Annotated in this window: 12 protein-coding genes; 7 read left to right on the top strand and 5 right to left on the bottom strand. The window is 41.6% G+C overall.

Annotated elements, in window-relative coordinates:
* Positions 1–3 precede the first annotated feature (3 nt).
* From R7P36_RS08290 to R7P36_RS08275, 4 genes are all read right to left on the bottom strand, one after another.
* Positions 4–1368 (bottom strand): AAA family ATPase, encoded by a 1365-nt coding sequence (locus tag R7P36_RS08290; RefSeq protein ID WP_167414978.1) that lies wholly within the window; start codon positions 1366–1368, stop codon positions 4–6.
* 78 nt (positions 1369–1446) lie between these two features.
* Complete coding sequence (locus R7P36_RS08285) at positions 1447–2688, bottom strand: restriction endonuclease subunit S (protein WP_258660601.1); 1242 nt, start codon at positions 2686–2688, stop codon at positions 1447–1449.
* Positions 2678–4195, bottom strand: a complete 1518-nt coding sequence (locus R7P36_RS08280) for a type I restriction-modification system subunit M (RefSeq protein WP_115386208.1) — start codon at positions 4193–4195, stop codon at positions 2678–2680. The genes R7P36_RS08285 and R7P36_RS08280 overlap by 11 nt, the downstream gene beginning before the upstream one ends.
* A 287-nt stretch (positions 4196–4482) precedes the next feature.
* Positions 4483–5712 (bottom strand): chromosome partitioning protein ParB, encoded by a 1230-nt coding sequence (locus R7P36_RS08275; protein WP_115386436.1) that lies wholly within the window; start codon positions 5710–5712, stop codon positions 4483–4485.
* Positions 5713–5937: 225 nt separating this feature from the next.
* Between R7P36_RS08275 and R7P36_RS08270 the strand changes: the two genes are divergently transcribed.
* From R7P36_RS08270 to dinB (R7P36_RS08250), 5 genes are all read left to right on the top strand, one after another.
* Positions 5938–7050, top strand: coding sequence for a hypothetical protein (locus tag R7P36_RS08270; RefSeq protein ID WP_374045186.1), 1113 nt, complete (start codon positions 5938–5940; stop codon positions 7048–7050).
* Between the two features lie 150 nt (positions 7051–7200).
* A complete protein-coding gene (locus R7P36_RS08265; RefSeq protein WP_042780757.1) occupies positions 7201–7419 on the top strand; it encodes a hypothetical protein in 219 nt (72 codons plus the stop codon).
* Positions 7420–7485: 66 nt separating this feature from the next.
* Positions 7486–7860 (top strand): hypothetical protein, encoded by a 375-nt coding sequence (locus R7P36_RS08260; protein ID WP_053306639.1) that lies wholly within the window; start codon positions 7486–7488, stop codon positions 7858–7860.
* Between the two features lie 840 nt (positions 7861–8700).
* Positions 8701–9762, top strand: coding sequence for a DNA polymerase IV (gene dinB / locus R7P36_RS08255; protein ID WP_130361090.1), 1062 nt, complete (start codon positions 8701–8703; stop codon positions 9760–9762).
* 169 nt (positions 9763–9931) lie between these two features.
* Entirely contained in the window at positions 9932–10933 is a 1002-nt protein-coding gene (dinB, locus tag R7P36_RS08250) for a DNA polymerase IV (protein ID WP_242612560.1), read from the top strand.
* Here dinB (R7P36_RS08250) and R7P36_RS08245 read toward each other — a convergent pair.
* Entirely contained in the window at positions 10930–12855 is a 1926-nt protein-coding gene (locus R7P36_RS08245) for an ATP-dependent DNA helicase RecQ (protein ID WP_205390983.1), read from the bottom strand. The genes dinB (R7P36_RS08250) and R7P36_RS08245 overlap by 4 nt on opposite strands.
* 76 nt (positions 12856–12931) lie before the next feature.
* Between R7P36_RS08245 and R7P36_RS08240 the strand changes: the two genes are divergently transcribed.
* Entirely contained in the window at positions 12932–13411 is a 480-nt protein-coding gene (locus R7P36_RS08240) for a GreA/GreB family elongation factor (RefSeq protein WP_053306727.1), read from the top strand.
* Between the two features lie 61 nt (positions 13412–13472).
* Entirely contained in the window at positions 13473–14216 is a 744-nt protein-coding gene (locus R7P36_RS08235; RefSeq protein WP_053306726.1) for a YggN family protein, read from the top strand.
* The last annotated feature ends 29 nt before the right edge of the window (positions 14217–14245 follow it).

The raw sequence follows: 14245 nt of genomic DNA, 5'->3' as shown, positions 1-14245 counted from the left end.
GTCTCATTCCCCCCAATCAGCTAAATCAATAGATAGTTTGGCACTAACAAGTTCAGGTATCTCTCCTTCTAATAGTTCTTCCAACTCTTCAATTTTCTTACTAGCATCTTCATATTGCTTATTAGATATGAGGTTATTGATATTTTCTAAAAACTCTTCAACCTCTTTATTGCGACTTATCTGTGATGAAGTCGTACGGTCTCTCATTACTTCATTTAGAATATCGTTGCTAGTCAATCCGTAAGTTTGTGCTGGATGCTCTACGAAATATTGGTTGTTTCCTTCTTTTTTGATCAACAGAACCTGAGATGGCTTCATATCACCGATAACAAGTGGGGAGTGGGTCGTAACAATAAATTGTATATTCGGAAACGCCTCAGCTAAGTTCTGTAGAACAAGCTGCTGCCACTGAGGGTGTAAGTGCATATCAACCTCGTCGATAAGCACAATACCGTGTGTATCAACAACAGCCCTTGTATCAAGGTTAGGGTTAAGGTTTACAGCTCTGTATGCAATATCGGCAACCATTCCAATCATATTACGTACACCATCACTCAGGTGGGACACTGGAATATCGCCTTGTTCTTTATGAGTAGCGATGATTTCTTCTGCATTGGCACTGTAACGAATGTTACTCCAGCCACTATTGGCTAAACAGATATTAATAGCTTGTCTGACCGCTTCTAGTAATCGTCCACGTACAGTCGATCCTTTTACGATAGCACCTTCTAAACCTGCCTCTTCAATTATGCGCATCTTACGTTCATGATCAGCTATTGTTTCTTTCTTCAGCCAATAGCTAAACTTTTCATACTTAGAAGCAGGGTCTAAACAATCTGTATATACGTCTAGTCGACTTGAACCATGTTTAGAAAAGTTTAGGTTCATCTTATTTGAAGGCCATAGCCTCTCTGTACCATAGTAACTAAATAACGGTAAAGTGACTGAGGCATTTTCCCTAACGAGGGATTGTAAGTTTGCAGCGTAACTTTTAGGTTCAGATGGGCTAGTTGTTCCACCTTTTAAAGTGTTTCTTACTCTTGCCCATGACTCTGGAAAATCATGCCATTCATCGGAGTAAGTGTTGATAGTGATAGATGTGGGCATTTGGTATTCCATATTGAAGCCATCATCTTCAGTTTCTCCTAAAAGGTGCTTAGCCTTATGAATATCAGAGTCTGATATATTTTTGTTACTTGCCGTTCCAAACCCACCGATGAACTGAGCGTATGCCAACATAATCGCATCAAGGAGCGACGATTTACCAAACCCGTTTAATCCAACTAATACGTTGATGCTAGGTTGAAAATCGCACTCAAATTGCTTGAAGCCTCGGAAGTTTTTTAAAGTTAATTTCTTTAATTTCATATCATTATGAACCCGTTAAATTTATCCCTTGCTTAAATGTAGTTCATACCCTTTCATCAGGAAGGAGGAGAGACTCAATTAAGCGGCTTCAGCCTTGTCGACTTTTACTCTTCTCTTGCCTGTCAATAATTGCTGCATCAATGCTTTTTTCTCTTGCTTAAAGTGAGTAAGCTTGGCTTGAAGCACTTCGATTTCTTTGTCGGCGGCGGTTAGTACTGAGGCGATTTTTTGTTGTTCATTAATGCTAGGAAGTAATACGTTACAATGATTTATCTCGCCTAAATTAATTTTTTTAGGGAAAGCAACGTGAATCGTTCTCTTATACAACTCTCGATGAAACTCATGTGAGTTGATGTAATAGCCCATATACGCAGAGTCAAACTTTGATTTATTTGCCTTGATTAAAGCCAAACTCACATAAAAAGAAGCGCAAACATCCCAATTTAAGTGTTTGGCAGTGCCAATATCACCAATTCGTGTCATTAAAATATCATCGCGTTCCAACTTGACACGTTTGTTTTCTTTTTCAAATACATCTTCTGTGATGAATTTAGTATTAGAAAAATCATCACGAGTTAAGTGTTCAACGCTATAGAATGGAATACCTTTTTCGACATATTTTGGTGTTGAGTGTGTACCATCATAAATAGACGTAATTTTACCAAGCTCTACCTCTTCCCACTCCCCTTCAAACGCTTCACCCGTTTCAGGATCAACCAAACGCTTCTTACCCGTCAAAAGCTGCTGCATTAGGTTTTTTTTCTGCTGCTTGCTGGTTTCTATTAGCTTTTCTGTGGTAGAAATCGCTTGATCCCATGTTGAGAGTATTTGGGCGATTTTTTGTTGTTCTGGAAGTGGAGGTGTATTAATAATCAACTCTCCACAATCAGGAACTCGCATGTGAGCTACTGTTCCACCGTTACTAAAATCTTCGATTTGCTTTTGGCAGTAACCACTCATTAGTGAATAGAATAAATAACGATTATCTGACCTTTCAGGGTTAGAACGATACATCATGGTTCGCTGTCCCAGAAAAATACCTTGAGCATTTTCTAGAATACCAGCTTCTCCTACTGGAGCTTCGCGAGTAAAAATAATATCCCCATCTTTTGGTGCACCACGCCGAATCCATTGCTTATAGGTGTCTTCTTCTACATACCGAACATTATTTGTATCAACACGGCCATTTCGAACATTTGTGGTTCTAATCATTTTAAAAGGTGTAACATGTTCAACGTGCTTAGCTGTCTTGTTTACACAGTCAATGATTGATTCACAAAGGTCTTTTATGGGATTTCTCTCCCAACCATTAGGCACCATAACCCAACTCCTCTAGATAGCCCGCCATTTCAGCTTCTAAATCAGCCAACTCATTCTGTAATGCTAAACGTTCAGTTCGCACCGCAACTAAATCTATCTCTTCTTCTTCCTCAAACGTGTCGACGTAACGAGGAATATTGAGGTTGTAGTCGTTCTCAGCAATCTCTTCGAGCGTTGCTAGGTATGAGTATTTGTCGGTGGTTTGACGCGCCTTATAGGTATCTACAATCTTTTGAATGTTCTCAGGCGTTAGTTGGTTCTGGTTCTTACCTGATTTGAATTCACGAGAGGCATCAATAAACAATACCTTGTTATCGTTTTTCTGCTTTTTGAAGATCAGGATGGCGGCTGGGATACCTGTACCAAAGAACAGTTTCTCAGGTAAACCAATCACGGCATCTAGCAAGTTTTCATCAATTAGTTGTTTACGAATTTTACCTTCTGATGATGCCCGGAATAGCACGCCGTGAGGTACAACGACCCCCATACGACCAGTCTGTGGTTTTAACGTCTCAATCATATGCGAGATAAACGCATAGTCACCTTTAGTTTTTGGTGGAAGACCACGGCGGAAGCGACCAAAGTGATCATTACTTGCAATGTCGTATCCCCATTTATCTAAGGAAAATGGAGGGTTAGCGGTAACCACATCAAAGTGCAGTAATCCACCTTCCTGATCTTGTAGCTTAGGGTTACGAATTGTGTCCCCCCACTCAATACGGTGGTTATCTTCACCATGCAGGAACATGTTCATCTTCGCCAGTGACCAAGTTGAACCAATTGCCTCCTGACCAAACAAAGCATACTGCTTCGAACCGCCAAAGTTCTTTTGAATTTGCTTACCACACTTCATCAATAGTGAGCCAGAACCACATGCAGGGTCACAAATGGTGTCACCTTGTTGTGGTTCAAGGATGATAGAAAGTAAATCAGAGACTTCTGGTGGTGTATAGAACTCGCCAGCCGATTTGCCACTACTTGCCGCGAAGTGTTTGATTAGATACTCGTAGGCATTACCTATCACATCTAATGAGCCAACACGGCTAGGGCGAAGGTTTAACGTCTCTTTACCAAAATCTTCCAGTAAGTGGCGAAGGATTTCGTTCTTTTGCTTTTCATCACCAAGTTTATCGGTGTTAAAGCTGATGTCTTGGAACACGCCTTTTAACTTGGTGCCGTTGACTTCTTCGATAGCGTGCAGAGCTTGGTCGATACGTGATCCGTTACCTGCTTCATGACGAGCTTCGTATAGATCCCAAAAAGTTGCGCCTGTTGGGACTTTAAAAGACTGGCTCTCCATCATTGCTGCGATCAGCTCTGGTTCATCCCCGTATTCAACCGTTAGTTCGGCTACTTTATCTCTATGTACATCGGAAATGTACTTTAAGAACAACATGGTTAGGATAAAGTCTTTGTAAATCGACGGATCAACGGTGCCTCGGAAAGTATCACAGGCAGCCCAGACGGCTTTGTTTATTGCATCTTGACTGATATTAGTATGGGGCATTTACTACTTGCTCTTGAATAATGGTGAATATCAAATCGAAACCAACATTAGCTAATGTTTACAATCAGAGATTCAGTGACTTAGCAAAAAGGAGTTTCATTGTTATTTATGTTTGTTGCTACAATTCTATCACTAAAGAAGAGGAAAAATACGTAACGAACACGTATTTTTCCTTGGCAATATTCGTACTTTAGGTGGCGGTGTTGTAGTTGGATAAACGCATGGTTCAAAGGCAGGGGAAGGAATGGGAAGCAGAGGTGAGCGGACATGCTCACCCCTTACTTTGATTAAGCGCTCTTGAGCTGAACATTACCTTGTTTTTGAATGTTTTTTGGCGTCCTTCCTTTAGGTAAGCAAGGAATAGTGAAGGCCTCATTAATATTACCAGCAGCAGGAAGTTGGATTTTGTTTCCATCCGCATCTTTTTTGTATCGTGCAACCCTTCGCACGCTAATTTTGTTTCCTGTAACCGCAATACCAAGATTCATGTTCCACCCCTTGAAAATTGCAGATAATTTGCACAACAGTGAGTACGAGGTGGACTCATGAACGAGTGACTGAAGATAGTTCCGTACCTGATACTCAATATCATCCTCCGACTCCAAACCCAATGATGAAATGATACGAGTAAGATAAGTTTCTGGTGTCATAGGCAAAGTCTCATTAAGTGAAGTTTCTTTGAGTTTTTGCGTAATCAGATAGTGTGCAAACGCATAAATTGCTTCAGAAACTTGGCTCTCCAGTCGATGGCGCTTTACTACAGTTGCAACAAAATGCACCGATAACGCTAGCTCTTCATTTTCTTCCACATATGCCAGAATCTCAGCGGGTTGAAAGGATGTGCCTTGAGTTCCCCTAAACGCATAAGGGTTAGAACTTTTCTCAAATGCTTTTGCTAACATCGCTACTCGTGACAGTACGTTCGCGTTGACCTTAACCCCCGCCATTTCTAAAACCTGAGATCTAGATCTCAGGTTGCCTACATCGATGTGCGCGAAGGACAGATCGTCAGTGACTCCATAGGTTACGGGCGCAATAAATCCAGCCCCTGATTCATAGGATGCTTCTAGACGATGATGTCCGTTCAAAATTTCTCCCTCATCAGAGAAAATGAGTGGTTCACCAGTAAGGCACCATTGGCCTTTCGCCATAGCCTCCGCGTATTTCCTGATCTTTGCCTTGCTCAATTTTCTATTTTTATTGTTGTCATTTATGGCTCCGCGCCGAGAAAACTTCAACATGTCTCTGGCTAACTGGGGTGTGATGTAAATGACCGTGTGTTTTAGACTCGTTTCTACTTGTTTTACCCCGGAGTAGTAGCGTGCGTTGGACTTAAAAATATCTTTAAGTTGTTCGGACGATAGAACAGAGCTGGAATTAGCTAAAAGTTTTTTAGAACTTGCTAAATAACTAGAGCTTTCTTTGTCATCATATCTATCTACCAACGTGTCAACTATCGATGTTTCTAATTCCTGATCTGATATTTCATCAAATGCGTTTTCTTTGTTATCTGCCATTTGCGACCTCTCTGTATTACTTGTGGCAATATAATGACTAGGCATTCACCTGCCTTAGATAATTACCATTATTGATCCGACATGCTTGTCGGATCAAATTTTAATTTTGTTTTAGACTGCGCTTTTCAGATAACTGGATGAAAAAACTTGATACTTTCGGATAAAAAAATCAGTGGGATGTTGCTTTCTTCGGAAGGACGAACGCAAAAAACATTAATTGCAACTATGCCTGTGTTTGAAGTCGCCGCTTTTTTTTCGGTAGGAAACTTATTGCCTGAATTAAAATGGGCAGCCGATGCCGCTGTTAATGCTAAAAACGCTGACAAGGTTCAAGAAATTCAAGCTGAGCTAGAGAGTATCCTGTTTGATAAATCGGTATGCATGCCGTTGTCCCTAACATTCGCGGTTATCGGAAAGCCACACCTTCATCATGCAGCTCGTTCTCTGCCCACACTGAGTTACAACCCCTCGGATACTCATATTGTGGGGAACGTTTTAGTGCTGGTAGCAATCTGTAAGATTCTGGGCTTAAAAACGTTTTTGTTTAGCTCAAGGCTAAGTGTTAAAGAGGCTAATCAGAAGAGCGAGCTTAGACAGCGCCTAGCTATGGAAAACGTGGAGATACGAGTTGTATTTGATGACGAGAAGGGCTTGGAAGCCAGTCATGCTATCGCCCTGTTTAAAAAAAGTAGCATTTTTGACTCATCCTTGAACCTGCCTCATCTGAGTGAAGGAAGAAATTTACTACCGAATGATGACTTCCCACTAAAAGATTATATAAATCAGCTAATAAAAGAAGCGAATATTGAACGTTATGGTGGTGTTAACTTTAATTCTAAGCATGTAAAAGTATCAGAGAGCAGCATCACCACACAGTATATATTGTTCAAATTAATTGTTGGTGCCGTGGCTGGGGTAGGAACGCAAGAGTACAGTAAGATGTCGAAAGACGTTACTTTATCGAGTGGTGATAGTCTTTCATCTATATTGTCAGAAGGTTATGTAAGTAATATTGCCAGCTTCTTAGCCGCTTGGCTTGAACCATTGAAGGAAGCGTTTGTGCATAATCGCTCTGGTTACCATTTATCTCCTCAAGTTTGGCAAGCAATAGGCCTCACAATCCATCAATTAGTGAGCAATGGCGCGTCACTAACGGACTTAAGTAACGCAGGTAGAGAGCTAGGCCAGCTAGACTACAGCAAGAACGCTACTCACTGGAAAAAGTGCTCGGTAATGGAGTTGGACGCTAAAGGCAGTATTTACAAAAATGCGGCGAATTCGACTCGACAGTTTCGGATAGGGCTATCCGAGTATTTTCTCTCATTGCTAGCAGTGTGAGCTGAGCAATAACTTGGATGCATGTAAGCTTCCGACTGGAGGTAACCTTTTAAAATCATGAAGAATATGATTAGTGCTTTGCGGTAAGATAAAAGCGTCTCACCATACTATAGGAGTATTCTCGGCTTATTAGCTTAAGGAGAACAAACAATGAGCAGACTTAATAAACTACTTCAAGTTCAGTCAGATAAAATTATTTGCGATCTAATCAATCAACATAATGTCTCTGAATTGACTTCAGAACTAGGTCTCTCCTCGGAAAAGTTACAAGGTTATTGTCTTTTGACGAACTGTGAACCTTGCCCTTTTGAAGGCGTTATCGAATTGATCTTTAAGTTAGAAAGCGGTCGAACTTTGGGGAGTGTATAGCTATCAAAAATCAAAATATAACAACCATTTGGCAAGCACATTAAAATAAAATCCGAAGGAGAATAAATGAAACAACTAGTTTTGCTTACATTGTTTAGCTTTGCTGCCATGTCAGCTCTAGCTAATGACGAGAGTTATCCTAACTCATGCTTGACCACTGATGGTTTATATACAGCATTTGTTAGTAAGGGAACGATTTTTGTGCGTTCAAAGTTTAGTGATATTGCTGAGGAATATGATGTAAGGGCTACAGATAGCAAGTACATTGCAGGGGCTGTGTACGGAGGAGAAGGAATAAAAGGCCATAAACTTGTGCGTTTAATTAGAAGAGATTCTTTTTCGGTGAATTCCTCAAAGCGTGAGTTTGAAGATACCCTAGAGTTAGTAAATATCACTCGCGGCCTAGGGATTACTTATAACTATTCCATGAAATGTCAATAGACTATCTGCATTTTCTTTCATTGCTAGCGGTGTGAGCTGAGCAATCACATGTGGGATGTGTGTAGTTTTACAGCTTTAAAATAAGAGCCTGTTATATAAGAGCTTCCGATTAGTATTATCCCATATTTGATAGTGATCTCATGGGCAGGCATATTTGTTCTATCTATGTTCACCTTCAAGCAGTCCTTGCACGAAATCAACCAATCGCTAGATAACTCTGGTTCTGACGATTTTATAGATAAAGTTAGCTCACACCCTTTTTCACCAAGGCTGGCATTTACTACATGAAACAAGTTCATTCTGTCTTCAGAGTTTAATTTATCAATATACCGAACAAATTCCTCCACTTTAGGCTCCTTCTTAAAATTCAGTAAGTATCAATTACGCTTCACTACCTAACTCAATCATATCATTGGTTTGTCATTTCTATATAGATGCTAACAGGTACAAAAGTTTACTAGCATTCTAGTTATATGAGATTTGCAGCCTAGCATTTGCAGTGATTAGTTTGAGCCACTATGCCACTAACTAGTAGTGAGCTGTGTGAGCGTTAGGAGTGACTTTATTAATCTTACTTCACCATCGATGTCTTAGGTGTCCTTTTGGAATATGGATACTGAAGGAGTGCCTCTTGCAAAGCCGTGAGGGAAGAGATTGATAAAGCTGTTTGCTTGGTTTTCTAATAGTTTTGTAAGAACCCCTCTCGATAGCTGTTTGGATATACAGTATAATCAAGAGGTATATTTGCGGAATTTTGTTTTTTTGTAACGAATTTTTGAGCAATGGGAAGCAAATGGAAACGTTGGGTACTTAGTTGTCTGTGTTTGTGGTGTAAAGATAATGCAAAGAAAAATCATACACATAGATCTCGATTGCTACTATGCAGCTATTGAAGCAAGAGATAACCCTGAGCTACGCAATATTCCTATGGCTATCGGTGGGAAAAATGGTCGTGGAGTGATCTCTACATGTAATTATGAAGCTAGAGCCTTTGGTGTACGCTCTGCTATGCCAACATCAAAGGCGTTGCAACTGTGTCCAAATCTAACAGTTGTTGCAGGGGATATGGAAAAATATCGTCAGGTTTCTAAGCAAATTCATGAGATATTTGGTCGTTATACATCAGTGATAGAACCTCTTTCCCTTGATGAGGCTTATTTAGATGTTTCGGACTCACAACTATTTATGGGGTCAGCGACATTAATCGCAGAGGATATTCGCCGAACAATTGAACGTGAGTTAAAAATTACAGCGTCAGCGGGAGTGTCCCCTTTAAAGTTTGTATCAAAAGTTGCGTCTGATGTTAACAAGCCCAACGGTATATGCGTTGTTACGCCTAGTGAAATTCAGAGTTTTATTGATGTTTTAGATCTTGGCAAAATCAATGGTGTTGGAAAGGTTACGTTAGAGAAACTAAACAATTTGGGGCTGTTCAAAGGTAAAGACGTCAAAGAGCTTGATAAGAGCACCTTGATTAGCCAGTTTGGGAAATTCGGCAATACTCTCTGGGAGCGCTGCAATGGTATCGATGATAGACCCGTAGTGGTTGAGAGGGTTAGGAAGTCTGTTGGTGTCGAACGGACTTTCTTGGCCGATATACATACTCTTGATGAATGTATAGAGGCAATTTGTTCACTTTATTCTGAACTAGAGTTCAGGTTGAAGAAGGTACTTGTAGGCAAAACGATTTCTCGTTTAGGCATCAAATTAAAGTTCAGTGACTTTCAACAAACGACTGTTGAACATAAACATAACGAATTAGAAAGAGACTTTTTTATCAGATTATGCGAAGAGGCTTTATCAAGATCAAATGGACGGGGTATTAGATTGGTTGGTTTAAGTGTTGGTATTGAACCAACTGTACCAAATGAGCTAAATCGACAGATGAGTCTTCCGTTGTAAATTTGTAAGTGATATCGCAATAAGAGCGGTTAATTTTGCCAGAATTTTTTGTAAGGCATTTTTGTAAGTGATCGTTTTAAAGAAATGATATATTTTTCATAGTCATTCACTCACTCACACAGTCAAGACTACATTTTTCACCCGTTAGTTTTACGTTGCTGCCGTAGAGATGAGAGATAACCCCAGTTACCGTGGCATTGCACTCGCTGTTGGCGGACATGAAAAGCAGCGTGGAGTGATTAGCACCTGTAATTATGATGCGCGTAAATATGGTGTTCGCAGTGCAATGTCAACGGCGCGCGCGCTGCAACTCTGTCCTCATTTGTTGGTTGTGCCCGGTAGAATGCATGTATATAAGCAAGTCTCTCAGCAGATTCGTGCTATTTTTGAGCGTTATACGCCTATCATTGAACCTCTCTCATTGGATGAAGCATACCTCGATGTCACGGACTCGACAGCTTGCCGTGGCTCCGCTACGTTGATCGCAGAGTCAATTCGCCGCGATATCTGGAGTGAACTTGGGTTGACGGCATCGGCGGGCATTGCTCCGATAAAGTTTCTTGCCAAGGTCGCGTCAGACATGAACAAGCCCAACGGTCAGTTTGTGATTCCGCCAGAGAAAGTCCAAGAGGTTATCGATAGTCTTCCGCTAGAGAACATTCCTGGTGTGGGGAAGGTGAGTCTTGAGAAGCTCCACCAAGCCGGTTTTTATCGATGTGAGGACATTAAAAACAGTGACTATCGAGAGTTGTTGAGGCAGTTTGGTCGTCAGGGTGCCTCCTTATGGCAGCGAAGCCATGGAATTGATAATCGAGAAGTCGTTGTTGAGCGCGAGAGAAAGTCCGTCGGTGTGGAAAGGACATTCAGCCAGAACATCGCAACCTATGATGAATGTTGGCAAGTGATTGAGGAGAAACTTTATCCTGAACTCGAGAAACGTTTAGAGCGTGCAAGCCCAGATAAGTCGATTATTAAACAAGGTATTAAAGTCAAATTTGCCGACTTTCAACTGACAACAATTGAGCACATCCATCCGCAATTAGAGCTTGAGGACTTCAAGATCTTGCTAAGAGATATTCTTAAACGCCAAAATGGACGGGAAATTCGCCTTTTAGGCTTGAACGTGATGCTCAAGCCCGAAGACCAAGCGCGTCAATTGAGCTTTTTTTAGGCCCTTACCGTTTCTACCTGCGTTAATACCTGCTCAAAACTTACATTTGCCATTGCACCATAACCTGCTAGCTTTGAGGCTTTTAGCTGGCTAATCAAAGGAGTGCTGATTCCGCACAAGAAGCGAGCAACGGCATCATTACTGATGGCCGATGGGGAAAGCTGAATAAACTCCCGCGCCCATATCGATACTTGAGATTGTTCAATATCTTCAGGTTCTGGTGCTGTGAATGTGGCGACGTGACCACGACACACGGAGCAGTGACCACATTGCTTTGGTGCATCGTGATCCGCAAAGTAGTTCGCCAATTGTGAGCTCAAACAGTGCTCGGACTGGAACAAGTGCAGCATGGTGTGGATTCTTTCGATATCTTTGCTTTCTTTGGATTGGAACAGTTCATACAGTTGTTGGATTAAAACATCCGAGCTCTGTTTGGTTGGCATAACTGAGTACACGTCCGTCAGTTGTTTGCTCTCTAGTTCTATCCAGCCGTTCTGGTGAAAATAGTCGAGCGCTGCGACAACTCGGCTGCGTTCCGATTGATAGTTCATCCATAGCGCTTCTAGATCAACTTGGCACCACACTTTGGCTTTTTGTGAGCAGGAAAAAATAGCCTCCACAAATTGACGTCGCTCGCCTTGAAATTGATTCACAATAAATTGCTGATCGTGCAAAAACTTAAAACGATATTCCGCAAAGTAACTGTACTTTGCTTCAATGACGTTATGTAGCTCCAAATAAACCAACAAGGTTTTGAGTGGCAATTGGCGGATATTACTTTCACGCGACAAACGCAGTGGCACTACCTCCCATTGTGGAGCATGTTCTTTCGCTTGCTCGACTACATAGTTAATTGACGTAAATTCTGGTGTGTCGCCATAGACAAAGTTCTCCAACACCGTTAAGCCGGACGTATTGCCTAGCAGAATGCACTCAGAGCGTTGCCCGTCCCTGCCTGCACGTCCAATCTCTTGTGCGTAGTTCTCGATTGATTTGGGTAAGTCGAAGTGAATGACGCGGCGAATATCAGATTTATCGACCCCCATACCAAATGCAATCGTTGCAACAATACAGTCAATTTGGCCATCCATGAACTGCTGTTGGATTTGTTCACGAACGTCGCTTTTCATGCCAGCGTGGTATGCGTGAGCGTTAATGCCAATATGGATTAATGACTTTGCTACTCGTTCTGCTGTTTGCTGCTGCGTCACGTATACGATGGTCGGAAGCTTAGGTGAAGAGGCGATGATCTCACTGAGCTGTTCTTGTTTCTTTGTTTCCTCACACGGGATCACCGAGATATCCAGATTAGAGCGGTAGAAGCCTGTAACGGTAATATGTTCACTGGCAATATCGAACTTTTTTTGCATGTCTTCAATAACTGCAGGCGTTGCCGTTGCGGTGAGAAGTAAAGACTGTGGGATGTTCAGTTCACGTTGATATTGCGGTAGTTTGAGATAATCTGGACGAAAGTTATGCCCCCATTCGGAAATACAGTGCGCTTCATCAATGACCATCAAAGAAATCGGTACTTGGCGAATGAATTCACGAAAACGCTCATTTTTTAGCCGCTCAACAGAAATCATCAAGATTTTGATTTGTCCATTCTTCACGCCAGCCATGACCTGTTGTGCTTCTTCTCTACTTTGACTGCTATCGATAGAAGCGGCAGCGATTCCTTTACTTTGTAAAAAGCTCAGTTGATCCTTCATTAACGCCAACAACGGAGAGATCACCAACGTAAGGTTGGGTAATATGGTTGCAGGTAGTTGATAACAGAGTGACTTCCCCGAGCCTGTAGGAAAGATTGCCGCAGCAGAGTAACCATTCATAACGGCTTCAATAACAGGTTGCTGACCTTGGCGTAATGAGCCAAAACCAAATACGGATTGAAGTGTTTGATGCAGCGAGTCACTTTGCATAATAGGGAAACCTTTCTTTGATGGTAAACTTGGCTACATTAACACACCCCGAATACTAAACGCGCGTCCTAAAAGTATGAACAAAGCCGACTTAGTCCAAATTATCATCCAACATCTGGAAGAAAAACTTCAAGTTGCCCATGCATCGGCTCAGCGAGCTATCGATGCCGCGACAGATGAAGAAACTGTTCCCGAGCACAAGTACGATACATTGGCACTTGAAGCCGCGTATCTTGCTCATGGACAAGCCATGCGAATCCAAGATAGTGAAGAGGAATTGCGTCAATATCGTTCTTTAGTGACTCGCGACTTTAAGAATGCGCCTGTTGGTGTTGGTGCTTACGTTGTTCTCGCAGATGAGAATTTGATCGAAAAGCACTTCTTTGTAGGCCCTTGCTCTGGTGGTTTGACTGTTCAATATCAGGCTCAGGAAGTCTTTGTCTTAACAGCTAAATCTCCTCTGGGTCGAGCGTTGTTCGGAAAAGAAGAAGGTGATGAGGTTGACGTAAAAATAGGAGATAAAACAACTTGTTACGAAGTCGTGACGATTTGCTGACATCTCATGTATCACTCAGTGTTATGTTTAACACGAGTAATGTTAAATAAAAGAGAATGACATGAAAAAGCTTTTTACACTCTCATTGCTGATGGTCAGTGCTACTGGTTATGCAGCGCAGTGTCGTGTGGACATCAATAATGAAGTCCGTATGGATGGGCAAAGCTTGGAAATTCGCCAAACGACAGGTGATAAAGCTGTCGTGGATGAGGATAACAACCTCTTCATCAAAGGTGAGCTAATTGAACTCAATTCTGACCAGAAAGCGGCAATTGAAGACTATCGCGAAAAAATGAACGCGTATATTCCACAAGCAAAGCAATTGGCGAGTGATGGTTTAGCGCTTGCGAATGATATTATTGATGATGTTGCGGAAAGCCTCGATGCACCTGGTGCGTTTGATAATGTAAAAGTCGCAGTAAAGGACTTTTTCGCTGATGTTGAATCACGTTACTACAAAGATGGTGATTTCATCCTGCCGGCGGAGAGTTTTGAGTCTATGACACAAGGGTGGACTAAAGACTTTGCAAAAGCACAAGAGATCTTCAATAAAGAGTTTTTAGCCAGTTCGTTGGATGCTTTATCGAAAAAAATGAAGGAAGAGGGAGGGATAAACCTCACTGCATTATCGGAGAGTATGGCTGAACTCAGCGCGAAAGTAGAAGAGCGTTTAGCCGAGCATTCGAAAGAGGTAGAACAACAAGCAGAAGACTTGTGCGATTCGCTGGATGACATGGCAGGGCAAGAAGACGATCTGTTGAAGAAAATCCCTGAGCTAAAAGATTACCGAGTATTTACGATTTAATTACTCATTAAAAAGCAAAAACTCGATGA

The organism is Vibrio sp. 397 (assembly GCF_033339395.1).
Taxonomy (GTDB): Bacteria; Pseudomonadota; Gammaproteobacteria; order Enterobacterales; family Vibrionaceae; genus Vibrio; species Vibrio alginolyticus.
Note: the sequence above shows the minus strand (reverse complement) of the source record. Positions and strands in the feature narration are given on the sequence as shown.